Origin of the sequence: Mycobacterium lentiflavum, assembly GCF_022374895.2 — a bacterium.
Classification (GTDB): Bacteria; Actinomycetota; Actinomycetes; order Mycobacteriales; family Mycobacteriaceae; genus Mycobacterium; species Mycobacterium lentiflavum.
In genome coordinates, this window is sequence record NZ_CP092423.2 from 4,851,629 (window position 1) to 4,868,706 (window position 17,078).

General features: G+C 62.2%; 17 protein-coding genes and 1 pseudogene. 9 read left to right on the forward strand and 9 right to left on the reverse strand.

Annotation, left to right across the window (positions count from 1 at the left end):
• The first annotated feature begins 203 nt into the window (after positions 1 to 203).
• The 4 genes from MJO58_RS22510 to MJO58_RS22525 all read left to right on the forward strand — a co-directional run bounded on the left by MJO58_RS22510 (position 204) and on the right by MJO58_RS22525 (position 4,365).
• On the forward strand, positions 204 to 1,355 hold the full coding sequence (locus MJO58_RS22510) for an acyl-CoA dehydrogenase family protein (protein WP_239723401.1): 1,152 nt from the start codon (positions 204 to 206) through the stop codon (positions 1,353 to 1,355).
• A gap of 38 nt (positions 1,356 to 1,393) precedes the next feature.
• Positions 1,394 to 2,509, forward strand: coding sequence for an acyl-CoA dehydrogenase family protein (locus MJO58_RS22515; RefSeq protein WP_239723402.1), 1,116 nt, complete (start codon positions 1,394 to 1,396; stop codon positions 2,507 to 2,509).
• A gap of 218 nt (positions 2,510 to 2,727) precedes the next feature.
• Positions 2,728 to 3,570, forward strand: coding sequence for an amidohydrolase family protein (locus MJO58_RS22520; protein ID WP_239721024.1), 843 nt, complete (start codon positions 2,728 to 2,730; stop codon positions 3,568 to 3,570).
• 21 nt (positions 3,571 to 3,591) lie between these two features.
• Positions 3,592 to 4,365, forward strand: coding sequence for an enoyl-CoA hydratase (locus MJO58_RS22525; RefSeq protein ID WP_434086263.1), 774 nt, complete (start codon positions 3,592 to 3,594; stop codon positions 4,363 to 4,365).
• Between the two features lie 193 nt (positions 4,366 to 4,558).
• Here MJO58_RS22525 and MJO58_RS22530 read toward each other — a convergent pair whose 3' ends face one another.
• A complete protein-coding gene (locus MJO58_RS22530; protein ID WP_259608723.1) occupies positions 4,559 to 5,158 on the reverse strand; it encodes a hypothetical protein in 600 nt (199 codons plus the stop codon).
• Positions 5,159 to 5,355: 197 nt separating this feature from the next.
• Here MJO58_RS22530 and MJO58_RS22535 point away from each other — a divergent pair, with 197 nt between their 5' ends.
• From MJO58_RS22535 to MJO58_RS22555, 5 genes are read left to right on the forward strand one after another with little or no spacing between them, the layout of a single operon-like run.
• On the forward strand, positions 5,356 to 6,747 hold the full coding sequence (locus tag MJO58_RS22535) for an aromatic ring-hydroxylating oxygenase subunit alpha (RefSeq protein WP_239721028.1): 1,392 nt from the start codon (positions 5,356 to 5,358) through the stop codon (positions 6,745 to 6,747).
• Positions 6,744 to 7,265 (forward strand): aromatic-ring-hydroxylating dioxygenase subunit beta, encoded by a 522-nt coding sequence (locus MJO58_RS22540; protein ID WP_239721029.1) that lies wholly within the window; start codon positions 6,744 to 6,746, stop codon positions 7,263 to 7,265. Before MJO58_RS22535 ends, MJO58_RS22540 begins: the two co-directional genes overlap by 4 nt.
• Positions 7,262 to 7,489, forward strand: coding sequence for a ferredoxin (locus MJO58_RS22545; protein WP_239721030.1), 228 nt, complete (start codon positions 7,262 to 7,264; stop codon positions 7,487 to 7,489). The genes MJO58_RS22540 and MJO58_RS22545 overlap by 4 nt, the downstream gene beginning before the upstream one ends.
• A gap of 2 nt (positions 7,490 to 7,491) precedes the next feature.
• The gene (locus MJO58_RS22550) at positions 7,492 to 8,703 is read left to right on the forward strand and encodes an NAD(P)/FAD-dependent oxidoreductase (RefSeq protein ID WP_239721031.1); all 1,212 of its coding nucleotides are present in this window, start codon (positions 7,492 to 7,494) and stop codon (positions 8,701 to 8,703) included.
• Between the two features lie 40 nt (positions 8,704 to 8,743).
• Positions 8,744 to 9,550, forward strand: coding sequence for an SDR family oxidoreductase (locus tag MJO58_RS22555; protein WP_239723404.1), 807 nt, complete (start codon positions 8,744 to 8,746; stop codon positions 9,548 to 9,550).
• 31 nt (positions 9,551 to 9,581) lie between these two features.
• Here the strand turns inward: MJO58_RS22555 and MJO58_RS22560 are convergent, their stop codons facing one another.
• The 8 genes and pseudogenes from MJO58_RS22560 to MJO58_RS22595 form a co-directional block, all read right to left on the reverse strand.
• Entirely contained in the window at positions 9,582 to 10,544 is a 963-nt protein-coding gene (locus MJO58_RS22560; RefSeq protein ID WP_239721032.1) for a LysR family transcriptional regulator, read from the reverse strand.
• Positions 10,545 to 10,852: 308 nt separating this feature from the next.
• A pseudogene (locus MJO58_RS22565) lies at positions 10,853 to 11,466 on the reverse strand (CAP domain-containing protein).
• Between the two features lie 62 nt (positions 11,467 to 11,528).
• Positions 11,529 to 11,906 (reverse strand): DUF732 domain-containing protein, encoded by a 378-nt coding sequence (locus MJO58_RS22570; protein WP_259608724.1) that lies wholly within the window; start codon positions 11,904 to 11,906, stop codon positions 11,529 to 11,531.
• A 19-nt stretch (positions 11,907 to 11,925) separates the two neighbouring features.
• Positions 11,926 to 12,537: a hypothetical protein gene (locus tag MJO58_RS22575; RefSeq protein WP_239721034.1), complete on the reverse strand. Its 612-nt coding sequence runs from the start codon at positions 12,535 to 12,537 to the stop codon at positions 11,926 to 11,928.
• Positions 12,538 to 12,587: 50 nt separating this feature from the next.
• Complete coding sequence (locus MJO58_RS22580) at positions 12,588 to 13,178, reverse strand: Rv1363c family protein (RefSeq protein WP_239721035.1); 591 nt, start codon at positions 13,176 to 13,178, stop codon at positions 12,588 to 12,590.
• Entirely contained in the window at positions 13,142 to 14,605 is a 1,464-nt protein-coding gene (locus MJO58_RS22585) for an MCE family protein (RefSeq protein WP_239721037.1), read from the reverse strand. The genes MJO58_RS22580 and MJO58_RS22585 overlap by 37 nt, the downstream gene beginning before the upstream one ends.
• A 1-nt stretch (position 14,606) precedes the next feature.
• Positions 14,607 to 15,746, reverse strand: coding sequence for an MCE family protein (locus MJO58_RS22590; protein WP_239721039.1), 1,140 nt, complete (start codon positions 15,744 to 15,746; stop codon positions 14,607 to 14,609).
• Positions 15,743 to 17,077 (reverse strand): virulence factor Mce family protein, encoded by a 1,335-nt coding sequence (locus tag MJO58_RS22595; protein ID WP_239721041.1) that lies wholly within the window; start codon positions 17,075 to 17,077, stop codon positions 15,743 to 15,745. Before MJO58_RS22595 ends, MJO58_RS22590 begins: the two co-directional genes overlap by 4 nt.
• Position 17,078 lies beyond the last annotated feature (1 nt).

Here is a 17,078-nt window from a genome sequence, read left to right on the forward strand (position 1 = left end):
GTTGAACAGCAAGCTTCGCAGCCGAAAATTCCAGGTCATCGTTACTGCCTGTGTGCCGCATTTGTCCGTTCATCAACGTCGGGAAAGCGTCGACTATTTTAAATGCGTATTCAGGCGTTAATTGCGTTGCGGGTCCCAATTACAATCTACTATTCGGGGCGAGTTGTTGTCAGCATCAAAGCGGGCATAATAGGAGCAATCGTATGAGGTGCTTCGACGCGTTGTGCATGAACGAACCCGAGTTGGCGCAATTGCGGGCATCGCTGCGTGATTTTTTGCGCGCCGATTGCACCGAATTTGGATGGCGCCCGGCGGTCGACTCGTGGCTGAGCTGCTGGGACCCTGGATTCAGCGCGCGGCTCGGCGAGGCCGGTTTCCTGGGATTGACCATTCCCAAGCGGTACGGCGGTCGGTCCCTTGGGCACCTACATCGCTATGTGGTCATCGAGGAGCTGTTGGCTCACGGTGCGCCAATCGCCGCGCATTGGTTCGCTGATCGTCAGCTCGCGCCGGCTTTGCTGGCGTATGGAAGCGAAGTGCAGCGGCGGCAGCTCTTGCCGCTCATCGCCGACGGTCAACTTTATTCGGCCATCGGAATGAGTGAACACGCCGCCGGTTCGGATCTGGCAGCGGTCCAGACACGGGCCACCCGGACCGACGGGGGTTGGCTACTGCGCGGCACCAAAGTGTGGACCAGCGGGGCGCATCATGCACACCTGATTGTGGTGCTGGCTCGAACCAGCCCGGCTGATCCCCGGCATCGCCACGCTGGTCTGAGCCAGTTTCTTGTGCCGTGCGATACCGCGGGTGTGCGAATTGAGCCCGTCGTAATGATGTCTGGAGAGCATCATTTCAACGAAGTGACCTTTGACGACATGGTCGTGCCCGACTGCGACGTTCTGGGCACGATTGGTGAGGGCTGGCGCCAGGTGACATCAGAGCTTGCGTTCGAGCGAAGTGGTCCAGAGCGGTTTCTGTCGACCGCACCGTTGATTTTCGCCGCAGTTCGAGCCATCGCGAGCGCCGACGGCATGAATGAACGCAACACCCTCATGCAAGTGGGTGAGTTGCTCGCACGCATGATTTCGTTGCGCCAATTGGCAGTTTCGGTAGCGCGCATGCTGTCCGAAGGCGCAGACCCCCAGGCGCGGGCCGCCCTGGTCAAGGACCTTGGCACCCGATTCGAGCAGGAATCTGTCGATATCGTTGCCGAGCTTTTGAACTACGCCACACTGGCTGAGTCCTTGCGCACGATGTTGAACACCGCCTGGTTGCATCGGCCGATGTTCTCGCTACGCGGTGGCACCAACGAGGTCCTGCGCGGGGTCATCGCCCACGAAATGGCGCTCCGGTGAGCGCAGTTACGGCGCTAGCCGGCGGAGTCTTTGAAACCATCGCACCCGACGATGAGCATGCCGAGCTTCGGACGCTAGTCGGCGAGCTAGGTCGCCGGTCACTCGACGCGAAGGTAGGCCGGCGAGGTCTACCCGAGGCTCTCGACGTTGAATTATGGCGCAATCTTGAACAGACCGGATTGGCCCGCCTGACAAGCGACCCGGAACTTGGTGCCGGCGCAGCGGAGGTTGCGGTGGTATTGCGCGGGCTGGCGCGCTACGCCAGCGCAGTTCCTGTCGCAGAGACCGACCTGCTGGCCGGCTGGCTGGCCGGCCAGGCTGATCTGTCGCTGCCCCACGGGCCCACCACCGTGGCTATCGTCGATGCAGAAGTGGCCCGGGATCGCATCAACGGAACGGCCGTTGACGTACCCTGGGCGCGATCGGCTGCAGTGCTTCTCGCCGCGCAAACCAGCCATGGGTTATGTGTCGGCATGGTGGAAGATCCAGCAATCGAACAACACCATAATCTGGCCGGCGAACCTCGCGACCGGGTGACATTTTCTGTCGCAACTGACCGGTTGCACATCCTCGACCCTGCGGCCTGCGCCGAGTTGCAGTGCCGCGGAAGGTGGGCACGGTGTATGCAGGTGATTGGTGCGCTCGACGCGGCAGCCGAGCTGTCAGTGCTTCATACTACCCAACGAGTCCAGTTCGGCCGCCCACTGTCGGGGTTCCAGACGGTTCAACACACGCTTGCCGCCATGGCGGGACAGATCGAGCGGGCCCGCGCCACAGCGACCTTAGCCGTTGCCGCGGCGGCCGATTTCGGGTTCGCGGCCCCCGAAACTGAGTATGCGGTCGCCGTCGCCAAGGTCAGTTTGGGGCGGATCGTAGGACCTGTCACCGAAAGCGCGCACCAGCTGCACGGTGCCCTGGGCGTGACTCTCGACCACCCGTTGCGGTTGGCCACGCTGCGTGCGCGCTGTTGGATCGATGAATTCGGCAGGCCCAGTGACTACGCAGCACGGCTAGGTTCTGCGGCTTTGCTCGCCGATGACCCGTGGAACCAGGTTATCGGTGCGAATATCGGTGCCGCAGATGCCGCGCACGGCATTAGATTCCGATCGCGTCAGAGTCCTCGCGTATCGGGACTTTATGCCGAGGACGTTTGAGGCAAGAACGCTGCCGCGCGTCCTATCGAATTTGCGGGCTGCGTTTGGGCGGGATCTCTACTCGCGCAGGGCAATTGCCGCGACGTAGAAGCGCCTGAGCCGCCTAGCCCCTGATCTAAGCGCAAAAGTCGGACATTGCACCCTGGGCAGGCCAGAACTACACTGTTGATAACTACGACAGTAGTTATCATTCGAGTCTCGGCGAAAGGGCTTCTCCTATGCGCATCATCGACCTGCATTGCTACCCCAATACCGAGCCGCTAATACGAAGTCAGGGGCCATACGTCGAAGCGTTGAGTCGCTACTGGAAACGGAACTGGGTCGCCAAACAGGAAGACGAGGTCGTCGAAGATTTCAAGGCTGCTGGCGTGAGCGCGGTGCTCGTCGCCTTCGACATCGAATCGGTTGCGGGTACCGAGCCGTGCAGCAACGAGTATGTTGCGGGTTTCCGGGATCGGCATAAGGATGTGATCCTTCAAGCATGGGGTGCGGTTGACCCCCTAAAAGGTGAAGCCGCCGTTTCACAAGCAAAGTCGGCGTTCATCGACCACGGTCTGCTTGGCTTCCACTTCCACCCGATCATGGGGCATTACTCTGTCGACGACCGCGCGCTGTATCCGCTGTGGGAAACGCTCGCCAGTCTCAAATGTCCCGTGATGATCGATGCTGGGACGACTGGAATGGGCGCTGGGCTGCCAGGCGGACTGGGAGCAAAAATTCATCACGCCCATCCGCGCGCCATCGACACGCTCGCTGCTGACTTCCCGTCATTGACGATCATCGCAGCACACCCCGGCTGGCCCTGGATCGACGAGATGACAGCGGTTGCGCTGCACAAAGGAAATGTGAGTTGGGAGCTTTCCGGTTGGGCCCCAAAGTATTTCCCGGAGTCGCTGCGCAAGGACATTGCAGGACGACTCCGTAACAAAATCATGTTCGGCAGCGACTACCCGAGCATTCCTCATCAACGCCTCTTTAAGGAGTGGGCCGACTTAGGCCTTGCCGACGACGTAATGGAGCAGATTTTTCATGGCAATGCCGAACGAATCCTCGGGGTGTAGCCGGTGCCAGATTCAATACTGATGGCAGTTGAAGACCGTACTGCTGTCATCACCATCAATGAGCCTGATCGCCGCAACGCGATTACGATGCCGATCTCGTCGGCGCTGCGGGCCGCTGTGGAGGCCGCCGAGGCGGACCCCGCTGTGCACGCGCTGATTGTGACAGGTGCTGGCAAGGTGTTTTGCGCCGGAGCCGACCTTACCTCGTTAGGCACTGCCACCGAAGATGGTCTGCGGTGTATCTACGACGGTTTCCTGGCTGTCGCACAGTGCTCGCTGCCGACCATCGCCGCAGTCAACGGGCCCGCGGTCGGCGCCGGACTTAATCTGGCCCTGGCTGCCGATATCCGAATCGCAAGTCCCAGTGCGGTATTCGATCCACGGTTTCAAAAACTGGGGATTCATCCTGGCGGCGGCGCGACGTGGATGCTGCAGCGTGCCGTTGGGCCACAGGTCGCCCGCGCGTTAATCCTGTTCGGGCTGACGCTGGACGCAAAGGCAGCCGCGCACCACGGTTTGGTGCTTGATGTCGCTGAGGATCCGGTGGCTGCCGCGCGCCAACTCGCCGGAGGTCCTGCCGGCGCTCCGCGGGACGTCGTTATCGCAACCAAGGCGTCGATGCGCGCGACGGCCAATCCTGGCACGGTGGATCTTGACCAGCACCGCATCGCCGTTGAGACCGAGTTAAGCCCGCAGGCCGCATCGATCCTTTCGCCCGAGTTCGCGCAACGGCTGTCCGCCGCGCAACGGCTGTCCGCCGCGCAACGGCTGTCCGCCGCGCAACGGCGGTCATAGTGCCTCCGGTCTGAGTGGCTCACCGATTCTGTGGGCGGAGGTGGCTGCTGATGCGAGAATCTGGTCCGGCGCCGCATCCGAGCCGCCTCGTCTGACATCGTGACCGGTAGGTCAGCACCGATTGACTGGCCCGGCCGGGTTCTAGAATGACCTGCGACGATGACAGCAGACGACGCGGCTTGCGGGGTTCGCGTTACGATCCCGGCGTCGACGGTGCACCGCTAGAAGCAATCGAAGCCATGTTTGGCAACAGCGTATTCCCCTGACTCAAAATTTTTGGCAGGTCGCTAGTTGTAGATAACTGCGGGCCATTGCTGGAAGGTTGAGCGATGATTCGGTCGCGGCGCACCAAGATTGCAGCCGGTAAGAAGGCGAGGCTGGCATTGGCGGTTGCTTGCCGACGAGATGACGTTTGCTGAAGCGGCGCGCCGATGTGTCCTTGCTCCGCGGCAGGGTCTACCAAACAGCGTCCGTCGTGATGACCTCCGGCTACGGCACGTTCGCCGTCGAACGATTCTTCGGCCCGCTTAAATGCGAGCATCTGTTGCGCGGCTGCATCGGTGACTGCGACGCACTCGACATGGATGTCCGCGACTTCTGCATCATCTGCGACGCCATTTGACCCCTCCGGGCCCTCGCCGACTGCGCACCCCAGCCGGCCTGCCTCGACCCAAAAACCCGCCAACTTTTTGACACACGACGGTTTCAGTGATCGCACGGCGGCATACGCGCGCTGGGTATTGCCCCCTACGTGCGGTGACACCCGTTGTCTTCTGCCCTGGCGGGTCTTCATTGCGTAGTCGTATTCCACCGCAAAGTTTCCATTCCGAGGACATTGATGTGCTCAATGGGCACGATTGACATTGTCCGTTTCCGCTAATGTGTCCTGCGCCCTACCGTGGTGTCATCGGTTAGGTGCGTCACAGCGGCATGGCCGGTGTTTTTTACCGACAGATGTCGCCTTGTCAGGAGTAGTGAAAGTTGACCGTTATGGGCAAGATGCATGCAGCGCAGCCACTGAGCCCTCGACTCGAGAGAATGCTCGACCGGGTGGCGGGCGCACTCGAAGAGGAACTCCTCCCGGTAGAGATCTTCAACGACCAAGAGGTCTTTGAGGCCGAGCTGGATCGGATCTTCACCAACACATGGGTTTTCGTCGCCCACGCCAGCGAGATCCCGAACCCCGGTGACTTTGTCCAGCGTCGCATCGGCCTCGATCCGGTGATCGTGACCCGTGACGGCGACGGCGAGATCCACGTGCTATCCAACTACTGTCGCCACCGCGGCACGCAGGTATGCCAGACAGATACCGGTAATTCTCGGTTCTTCACTTGCCCCTACCACGGTTGGACCTACTCCAACAACGGGGATTTGGTCGGCACCCCAGCGATGCAACGAGCCTATGGTCGTCGGCTTGACCCGAAGCAGTGGGGTCTGCTTCGGGCCGCGAAGGTCGACTCCCGGCAGGGCTTCATCTTCGCGTCACTGTCCCCGGACGTGCCCTCGCTCGAGGAGTACCTTGGTGGCGGCGGCTGGATGCTCGACCTGATCACGGGTCTGCACCCGGACGGGATGCGTGTCGCAGGACCGCCGGAGCGCTACAAGCTGAGGGCCGACTGGAAAACCGCCGCGGAGAACTTCGCCGGCGACGTCTATCACCTGATGAGCCTGCACTTTAGCGTCGAGGAAATCCACCTCTTTGAAGGCCTGCGCGTCAACTGCGAAATCGGCCGCGCCTACGAGTTCGAGAATGGCCACAGTTTCATGGGCCACGCTTGGCCGACGGTGATCCATCCCGGGTACCTGTTGTGGGGCTACGGACCGGAAATTACCTCACGGTTCGACCTCTCAGAACTCGACGAGACCCAGCTCCATGTCGTCAACAATGAGCCGCCGACGGTGGGCACATTGTTTCCGAATCTCAGCTTTATCCGGTTCAATTGCCCGCTCGTGCCCGGTGGGCCGTATTCGGTGATGACAAGCTTCCGGCAGTGGCAACCCATCGCGCCGGGCGAGCTGGAGCTGTGGAACTGGCAGTTCGTCTGGAACTTCATGTCGGAGGAGGAAGCACAGCAGGCCTACATCACCGGCCAGTATGCCTTCGGGTCATCGGGGCTCTTCGAACAGGACGACACCGTGGCGTGGGAGGGCCTACCTCGGGTCGCGGCCAGCTCGTGGGCGCGTAAGGCGGGGCTACAGTTGCACTTTCAGCAAGGCAAAGACTCGGCGGTCGACCAATCGCGCGACCCGGAGTGGAAGGGACCCGGCCTGCGCCGCAATACCGGCTATGGCGAGCACAATCAGCTCGCCTTTTACCGGCACTGGCTAGAAGTCATGCGTGGGGGGACCGCGACGATCGCCGATGGAACGGAACTGACATGACTATTGCCGTCCCAAGCCAGGCCATCGACGCCCAGTTGCTTGCCACCGTCACCCAGTTCCTCGGCCTAGAAGCACGCCTGCTGGACGAGGGCAGGGAGGACGAATGGCTCGAGCTCCTCGACGACGAGGTGCTCTACGTCGTGCCGATCCGTCAGGCTACCGTGCCCCGGGCCAACGAGGTCGACCATGCCGCGTTCCGGCTGCGTGACACCAAAGCCCATGTGCGCACCCGCATTGAGCGGCTTCACACCGGCCACGCCTACTCCGAAATCCCGCCATCACGCACGTTGCGCATGGTCGGCAGCATCGAGATCACCGGGGTGCAAGCGGACGTAGTGTCGGTGACCAGCGCGGTGCTGGTCTATCGCCAGCGAGGAATCGATGCGCATTTCGATCTCATCCCGGCACGCCGCTACGACCGTATCCGAATCAGCGCACACGGTCCCAGGCTGCTTTCCCGGGAGGTAGTGCTAACCGAGACGAGCGTAGCCACACCGAACCTGGGGATCTTCTTATGACCGAGAAACCATTGGCCCACAGTGTGCACCTGGCGGTGGACGCTCAGCGCTGTCACTCCTTTGGCCTCTGCGTGGCCCTGCTGCCCCACGTTTTCGTTGTGCCGCCAGGAAGCCCCACTGTCATCCTGCTGAAAACCAGTGTCGACGAGCGTGACCGAGCCGACCTCGAAGAAGTTGTCCGGCAGTGCCCGACCCAGGCGATCTCGATTGTGGAGGGCCCCTAGCCGTGGGTCCGTCACTGCGCAATGTCGTCGTCGTCGGAGCGTCAGCCGCGGGTCTTGCAGCCGCTGACGGACTGCGCGAGGCTGGCTTCGACGGATCGGTGACGATCCTGTCTGCGGAAACGATCGCACCCTACGACCGGCCGTCCCTGTCAAAGTCGTTGCTAGCCTCCGTCGATGAACCACGTCTGCGCCAGCTTCGTACCGCCGACCATCTCGCCGCCCAGCGATTCGACCTCCGCCTGGGGGTGGAAGCGGCGGGGCTGGACATCGACCGTCGATATGTCGTGACCACCGACGGCGAGGCGCTGCCTTATGACGCACTGATCATCGCCACCGGTACCCGGTCACGGACTATGTGGACCGTGGAGGGTCGGCCGCTGCCCACGCTGCGCACCGCGGCCGACTTCGCAGTCTTGCGGCAAGCCGCCGCGTCGCACAGCGACGTCACGTTGATCGGGTCGGGGTTCATCGGGCTTGAGCTCGCTGCCGCCTTCCGGTCGCGGCGGGTCGATGTCACAGTGTTCGGACGGGCTAGCGTTCCTCTGGTCGACGTGCTAGGCCGTGAGATCGCTGCCGCGCTGCGCACTTTGCACGCCGAGCGCGGCGCTATCGTGCACTGCGGGCGCCAGGCTGTCGAAGTCTCTGGAGAACCCGGCGGTTACACGGTCCGCACCTCCGATGGCTATTGTCACCGCACCTCATATGTGATCGCCGGAATCGGGGTTGACCCGGAGACGGCATGGCTGGCCCGATCAGGTGTGGCCGTCGAAGATGGGGTGCTCTGCGACGCGGACGGACGCACCAGCGCGCCCGGGGTGTACGCCGCCGGCGATGTCGCCCGCTACGCTGACCCGACGGGCGGTCGCCGCGTGCGTATCGAGCACTGGACCAACGCTGTCGAACAGGGCCGCCACGCCGCACTCAACCTGGCGCGGGGAGAGCGGCGTCCGTTCGTCAGGGTTCCGTACTTCTGGACCGACCAGTACGACCGGAAGTACCACTGCTATGGCCACCGGTCGCCCCGTGACCATACCCGAGTCGTGGAAGGGACGCTCGACAGCGAGTTCATCGCTCTCTACGGCGACGGGACCCACCTCCACGGCGTTATTGCGTGCGGCTGCCTGACATCGCTGGCTGGGTATCGCCGACTGCTGCAGCGCCGGGCCAGCTATGCCGAGGCGATCGAATACACCACGATCGCGGCCTCGCTATGACCATGAAACATGAGTGAAAGAAGGAAATCGGATTATGCAAATGCTCAGTGAGCATGTCGTTCTCATCATCGGGGGCGGCTCAGGTCTTGGTCTAGGGATTGCTCGTCATTGCCGTGACGAAGGAGCCCAGGTCGCAGTGATGGAGGTGTCGGCGGAGAAAGTCACCGCGCTCAAGGAAGAATTCGGCGACGATATCTTGGCGGTGCAAGGTGATGTGACCCTCGTCGAGGACCTGCAGCGTTGCCGTACCGCGGTGGTCGAGCAGTTCGGCCGGCTCGATGCACTCATCGGTTGCCAGGGCATCTTCGACGGCAATGTGGCGCTGCGCGACGTCCCGGTCGAGAGCGTCCCCGCACTGTTCGACGAGGTGTTACGTATCAACGCGTTGGGCCACATCCTGGCGGCGCGGGTGTTCGTCGACTTACTCGAGCAGTCCGAAGGCGCCATCGTCTTGACCGCGTCGGTAGCGGCCTACGCTGCTGACGGAGGTGGCCTGATGTACACGGCGTCGAAGGGTGCAGTGGTCAGCATCATCAACCAACTCGCGTTCGAGTTCGCCCCCCGGGTACGGGTCAACGGCGTGGCGCCCAGCACCTTCACCAACAGTCAGTTGCGCGGGCCGGCAGCGCTGGGCCTGGAATCGCAAAAACAATCCGACATCCCCAAGGAAGACTTCTTGCGGTTATTCCTGTCACTCGTGTTGTTGCAGGAGCTACCAACCCCTGAAGACTTCGCTCCGCTGTATGCCTTCCTCGCGTCAAGACACAACAAAATCATGACCGGGCAGACGATAATCGCCGACCAAGGAATGTTCAACCGCGCGGTTCTGAGCAAAGGAGCAGCGTGACCGACGTCCGTGGTTGTTGCCGACGTTGTAGCTAATTGCGTCCGGTGCCCGGCGCTTGCGCCAACAGATCGACTCCTGCGGGACCACGAGTTGCCGTCGCCGTGGCCTGTCGACGCAGCTCAATCCTTAGCCACTTGTTTCCGGGCTCGCGCTCGGCACGTGGTGTCCACACCATGATCTCGGTGAGTGGCTTCAACTCGATAGGCGGTTCAAGCAGCCGCAGCCATGAAGCGGCGCCAACGGCAAGGGCGAGCCGCTCATGGATCAGTGTGATAAGCGGTCCGCCGCGCAGTAGGAATGGTGCGAGGCTAAATCCCGCAATGACCTTGGTATTTCGCGACACGCCCAGGAAGTCGAGCTGCATTTCGGCGATTGATGGGGTCCGACCTGAGCTGGTCGCCAGATACGGCAGCGTGCTGAACTGCTCCAGAGTGATCGCATCGCCGACCTGCTCGTTGGCGGCATCGACAGCGCAGACAAACCGGTCCTGATAGAGGACCTCATGTGGGTAGTGCGAATGCTGAACGAAGACTTCGCGCGGAATGAGCAGCAGATCGGCCAGGCCGCGTTGCAGTCGTTCAGCGTAGTCATCACCCGTGGGCGTGATGTTCAGTCGCACGTTGGGCGCCTCGTCGTGCAACGCGGTGATGAACGGATGCAGAAATGTCAGGGTTGTGCGGTCGCTGGCGATGATGTTGAACGTCCGATGGTCACTTGTGGGGTTGAATCCACGATGCTCGAGCACTAACTCAATCCGGGCCAGCGCTTCGCTGACCGGCTCAAACAGGGACTCTGCTAGAGGCGTCGCAACAAGCGCTTGTCCCTGCCGCACGAGGACGGGGTCGCCCAGCAGCTTCCGTAGCCGGCCGAGAGTGGTGCTCATCGCCGATTGCTTGACGTTGAGGCGGTGCGCCGCGCGTGTGACACTGCGCTCGGTCATCAAAGCGTCGAACGCGACAAGCAGATTCAAGTCGATCCGGTTGAGGTCGACCATCCGGTGCCTCCAGCGGTTCGTAACGGTCCGGTCAAATCTATCTCCGAGAAATGTTTACTTGTGCCAGAGAATCGATGTTGCGAGCTTTCAGCTTTGCGCCAGCGAGATCCCTACGCGGCGTTGAAGTCACCAGGGGGCTGGTGAGATATGAGGGCGTCGTGTCCTCGCTTTCTGGGCCCGGGGTGAGTCCACCATGGGTCGTGGCCCGTTTTCAAGGGGAAACCGGAGCCAGGGAAGTCTGAAGCTCACTGCGAACCGCGCCATCGTTTTAGCACCGCGGGTGTGCCCGCCAGCCTCGGCGGCCGCGGTTATGTAGGCGGATAGGCGGGGGGCGGATACGTTCCCCGCAGTATCCACGCAAACCAGTTCATGGCGTATTCGATCTCGTCGCTAGCATCGTAGTCGGGGCTGGGATCCATGTCGGTGTCCAATCAGTATGGGGATTCGGAAGCGCCACCTATGGCCTGCGGGATCACGTCGGGTGGCCATACACGGCGACCACCACGGTGCGGCTCAGGCTGTTCTCCGACCACACGCCCATGGAGCTGTTGGCGCAGTCGGACATGATGGCAAACGAAGGGGGGTTGTAATACCACTGGTTGAGAATCTCGATGCCGCTGATGGCTGCAGCGGGGTTGATTGCGACGGTCTCGGCGGCTTTGCCGTGAAACCCCGCGGCGTTGGCGCGGTCTTGCGGCGTGGAGCCGTCGGACCCGATGTCGCCGTCAAGGCTGCGGTTATTCAACACGTCCATGGTGTGCCAGTGCGCTGCCAGTTGCAGTCGCGCATCGATTTTCACGTCGTTGCTGCATCCAGCTTGGTGCTGGACCGTATAGACATTGGCCACGACGCTGTCGTTGAGCCGCTTGTTGTCGGCCCGGGCGCCGGGTATCGCCGCGACAGTGGGCATCAGCGACGCCATGGCCAGTGCTCGCACGGCTCTGGCCGTCAAGCGATACAGCTGGCGGCAGTTCGGTTGGGCCGTCATGGTGGCGGTGGTTGGTAGTGCGCGGCGGAGTTGCGCAGCTGCCAGATCAGGGCGGGACATAGCAGATTAACCGCATTCGAGACCAAATAATTGGTCGCGAACTCATCGTTGGGGACAACGTCATTCTTTACCTCATTCATGACTCGGCCGTAACTGTCGCCGCGGCCGACCCTGTCGCAGATCCCGTAGCCGTAGTTGACGGCATCTGTGGGGTTGGCGAAGTTGTAGTGCCGCCGCACCATCACGTCATAGACGTATTCCACCTCTGGCGCCGGGGCCGCGTACGCCGGCGACAGTAGGGCCGGCGCGATCGGGCCAACAGCAAGTGTTACTACTGCGATCGGTACGGCGCGCAAGGATCTCCAAATCTTCACCGGTTCAACACATTCCGACCTAGATCGGGTCGAATCCGCTGACTAACCATCTGGCACCGACCTTTTCGAGACTGACTCGGACCCGGGAGGCAGTGTTGGTGGGCGGATCGTTGCCCATGATGATGGTTTGATTAACGAATTCGAGCACAACGGCATGGTTTGCTGAACTGGACACCGGCGCGGCTGCCGCCACTGTGGCCGCTGCTGAGACATGCCTTTGTTTGGCGCCGGGAATCACCACGTCGCGGGTGAGCGACGTGTAAGAGTCTCTGAGCGGTCCCGTCAAACGGTCACGCGCCGCGCTGAGGTCCTTTTCGACGGTGTCCGGCCGGTAGGACAGCATGGCGACGGTGCCGTCTGTGGCGGCCCGAACGGATTCGATGCCGGCCAAGCTGGATTGACGCTTCGACAGATCCAGCCATTTCACATAGGCGGCGGTCAGCGCCAGGATTAGCGCCAGCCCGGGAAGAACGCCGTATGCCACGACCCGGCCCCAGGCGACGCGTCGGCGCCAGGTCCTTCGATTCTCCAGGGTGTCGTCGTCACCCCCGCCATGGCTGCCCGTCGGGCTGTCCTCGAAATCCTCGTCATCGGCGACGTTTTCGACGACTTCTTCGGTTTCGACCGACACGGGGCCCTCGCTTCCTTCGCGGTGTAGTCGTCGGCGTCGTAGGGCCGGCATCATGGCACGAACTCGACGTCAGATACTTTGGCGCCGTCGCCGAGTTTCTGAACGGCGATGCGCATCCGCCAGGCTCGTGGCTGTGGCTCGGCGACTCCCGCGGTCGATGTGTTGACGGTGACCGCGACCAACACCTGGGCGGAATCGCCCTGCTGGGATTCCAGGCCGGCTTCGGTGATCGAGCCCTGTGATTTCGATTGCGCCTGTTTGACGACATCAATGAAGGGCTGGGATCGCCTCTGAAAGTCGTCGCGGAACGCTCCGGTCGACAAATTTAGGATGCGGGCCACGTCGGTATCAACTTCGGTGTAGTCGATCGTGGTCAGGTTCAGCGCACCCTGGCGGGCGGTCTGCACAAACAGGTTGCGCTGCATCTGATCTCGGGTTGATTGATAGGCGCGATATCCCACGGTGCCGGCTACCGCGCCCAACGCGATGACCATCGTCAGGCCCACGGCGATAGCGAATCGCACGGGGCGTGGGTCCGGCCGCGCGTGGTCTGGGCGGTTGCAATCGGCAGCTTCGTCGGAACGTTCTTCGGCTGGGGCCTCGTCTAATTTCCCGTCGGCGGCATCAGCATTGATTGCCATGTCTGCTCCTTCGGTTTGGTTTGCGACAGATCCTGTTGGCTGTATAGCCGCCCGTCGGGGCCGATGTAAGTGCCGGTGGCGGGGTCGTATTCGGCGGCGGCGATCGGGGCTGGCGCCGGTGGGGGCGGTGCGTTGGCCGCGGATGGCGATCCTGGGGGCGGCAGCTGTGGGATGTCTTGTCCCGACAGGGTGGCGTTGGGGTCGCCTTTCCAGTTGTAGCCGTCATTGAGCGGTGCGTAGTGCTCATCGCTTTCACACATCTTTATGGTGGGAGCGCGTTTGCCCGGAACGGTCAGGCACGGATAGTTGCGGGCGCCTCGCACGTTGAACGGCGAGTCTTGAGGCACACGGCAGTACAGGTCACCGGCGGGTCGGTTGGGATAGTCGACAAAGGTGGGTACACGCTGCTGTTGTGGCGGCAAGAAACCGGTCAAGCACGGAGGTGGCAGATTGAAGTTGAGCTTGAAGTCCAGATATAGGCCGTTGTAGTCCTGCTTGGTGTCGTGGTTGGCGATCAGTGTGCCCTGCATGTTGGCGACCCCTTGCGGGAACAAGACGAGCAGCTGCTCGAGGGCCGGCTGGTAGGTGACGGCGACCTGCCCGACGCTGACCAGGTTGGCCAGCAGCAGCGGCAACGTGGGCTGTAGTCGCGAAATCAGCTGCCGGGCTTGCTCGAGCGCGGGCCCGCCGCCGCGCAAAACTCCGGCGAAAGCGGTGTCGGCTGATCGCAGCTGGCTGGTGATGTCGGCCAGATGCGCGGCCCAGGACTGGATCGCATCAGCGGTGTCGGTCTGTGAGTCTAGGACCGGCTTGGACCGGTCGATCAGCGCGGTCAGCGGGTCGAGGTTGGCTTCGGCATCGATGGCAAGCTGGGTGGATCCGTTTACCAGCCTGGACAATTCCGGGCCTAACCCACCGACGGCCGTGTAACTTTCGTCGATGACGGTCTTGAGGTTGTCTTGCGGGATGGCGGCCAACCCGCGGTTTGCGGCGTCCAGCAGCATGTCGATGTCGGGCGGCAACGCGGTCTCGCTTGCCGGGATCACGTCGCCGTTTTTCAACGCGGGGCCGGTCGCGGAGCGTGGCATCAGGTCGACGTACTGTTCGCCGACTGCCCACTGGCTGTGCACCTCGGCGCGCAGCTGAGACGGTATCGCAATGCCCGACTTGAGCAGCAGCTTCGCCTTAACGCCCGTCTCGGTGAGCGATACGCCTGTCACCTGGCCGACTTCAGTTCCGCGGTAGGTGACGTTGGCGTTGGGATAAAGCCCGGCAGATCGCGGCAATTCGAGGGTGACGCTGTAATGGCCGACGCCGAACAGCAATGCGGGGGCGTTAACGTACTGGAAGACCATGATCGCACCGGCCACCACCGAAATGACAGCGAAAAGGGCCAGTTGGAACTTGATGCGGCGGTCCAGGATCACCCTAGCGTCCTTGATCCGTGCGGTAGGCAGCCACCAGTGGGTTGCCGGCGGTAACCGGGCTGGGCAGCTGACCGATGGTGCGGCCCCACTGCATCTCGAGCTCGGTGAGGTTTCCTTCCCAACGGGTTCCGGTGAAAAACGACGTGTCTAGTCGGCTCAGTGTCAGGTCGATGATCATGGTGATGTTGGCTGCGTCGCCGCGGAACGTTTTGGCGACGTTTTCTTTCGGCCATGGGAAAGTGGTCAGTTCGCTGAGCGAACGGGTCAGCGCGGGGCCGGCGTTGGCGAGTGAATCAAGTACGGGGGCAAGGTCTTTGAATTCGGCGACCAATGCGTCTTTGGTCTTGTTAGCCGAGTCGGCGGCCAGCGCGCTGAACTTGCCGAGCCGGTCGAAAGCTTCGACCAGGTTGTCGCGCTGCTGATTGAGTACGGCCAGCGCGTCGGGGATCGTTCTCAGCGCCTTGTCGAGGACCGGTTTTTGGTCCGCGAACTGTCCAACCAGGCTGTTGAGGCTGTCCGTGGCCGCGATGATCTCTTTTTTCTGCGCGTCGAGGCGGCCGGAAAATTCATCGAGCTCAGAGATCAAGCTGCGCACGTCGTCTTCGCGACCGGCGAAGGCGGTGGAAAATGCGGTGGTGATGTCTTGGACCTGGCCGAGTCCTCCCCCGTTAAGCAAGATCGAAGCCGCAGAAAGTGTTTGCTCTACGGTAGGGCAGGCACCGGCATGCGATAGCGGTATCAGCGAGCCATTGTGTAGCCGTCCCTGCCTTGGCATACCCGTCGGCGGGGCCAATTCCACGTGCAGGGTGCCCAGCACGCTGGTTTGGGCGATTTTCACCTCGACGTTCGCGGGCAGTTCAACGTCGCCGTTGAGCTTCATGGTGATCAGCGCGTGCCAACCTTGCCGTTCGATCTTGGTGACAGTTCCCACCGTGACGTCGCCAACGCGCACCCGGGAATTCGGTTGAATGTTGCTGACGTCGGGTATCTGTGCTTGGACCTGATAGGCGCGCGGTCCCTCGCCTTGGGTGCCCGGCAGCGGCAATGAGTTGAGGCCCCGCCAGCCGCAGCCTGCCACCGCGCACACCGACACCGTCACGGCCACCGCGAGAACTTTGCGCCCCAGCACGTTTGCAGTCATGGAGAGCCTCCGGGAGGGGCCATCATGGCGGGCAACCCGCCGGCGGGATTGGTGGGCACCGTGGCTTCGGCAGTCGGCGGTGGGCTGGCCACCCCGGGCGTTGATGGCGCCGGTGTTGAGGCGGGCTCGCCCGCTGGTGGTGTGGCCTGTGGCGGCGGTGGTGGACGGAAGTCAGGCCGCATCCAGTCTTCGCTGTAGGTGACCTCGTTGGGGCGGGCCTTGGCGCCTACGAACGGGTTGAGGCCCAACGGCAGGAAGTTGTACTGGCGGTTCTTGATGATCGGTGCGAGGTATTGCACGCACAACTTGGCCGATTGCGCGTTATTCCACCGCGATGCCGCTTGAATCGCGCCGCACAGGAAGCTGATCGGGTTGGCGAAGTTGTTCAGCGAGAGGATGCCGGTGATGGCACCGTGGGCAGGATCGTAGATGTTGATGTAGTTCTGCACCACGTTGGGTAACACGTGCAAGGTCTGTTTGACGTCATCGAGGCTGTCGACGAGGGCCTTGGTGATCGATGCCAGCTTGTCGGAGGTGGTGCCCACTGCTTCGCGGTTGTCGGCGACAAACGTGTTTACTTCGCCAACGGCGCTGTCTAGGTCGGTCACCGCCTGGGCGATTGCGTTGGGGTCATCGGCGAGTAGTGCGGTGACCGCAGCGAGGTTGGTATTGAGTTGGCGCATCAGGTCTGCGCTGTCATGCAGGGCCGACACCAGGGTAGAAAGGTTTTTCACCGTCCCGAAGACGTCGCTGCTGTGATCGCCCAACGCCGACACGGCTCGCGACAACTTGATCAGGGTGTCGCGGATGCGTGCACCTTGCCCGCGCAAGTTATCGGCGGCGGTGTTGATGAACGACCCCAGCGGGCTGACCCCGTCCGGCGAGGTCGGCTGCAGGCTCTCGGTGAGTTTTTGCAGCTGCTGACGCAGGTCGTCGAACTCCACGGGCACCGCGGTGTGGTCCTCGGGAATCACCGACCCGTTGGTGAGAGTAGGGCCGCCGGCGTAGGCGGGGGTCAGCTGAAGCGCACGTGAGGTGATCAGTTTCGGTGACAGGATCACCGCGTTGACATTGGCGGGCACTGGGTATTTGTTGTCATACCAGAAGGTGATCTTGGCGCGCTGTGGCTGCGGTTCGATGCTGTCGATCTGGCCCACCTTCACCCCGAGAATCACCACATCGTCGCCGACGAAAATGCCGTTGCTGTTGTCGAAGTAGGCGGTGACCTGGGTTCTGCTGATCCTGGAAACCGAGCGCACGACGACGGTTCCCCCGATCATGGTCAGCACGAGCGCGATGCCGATGGCGATTCGGGTGTGGCGAGAAGCCATG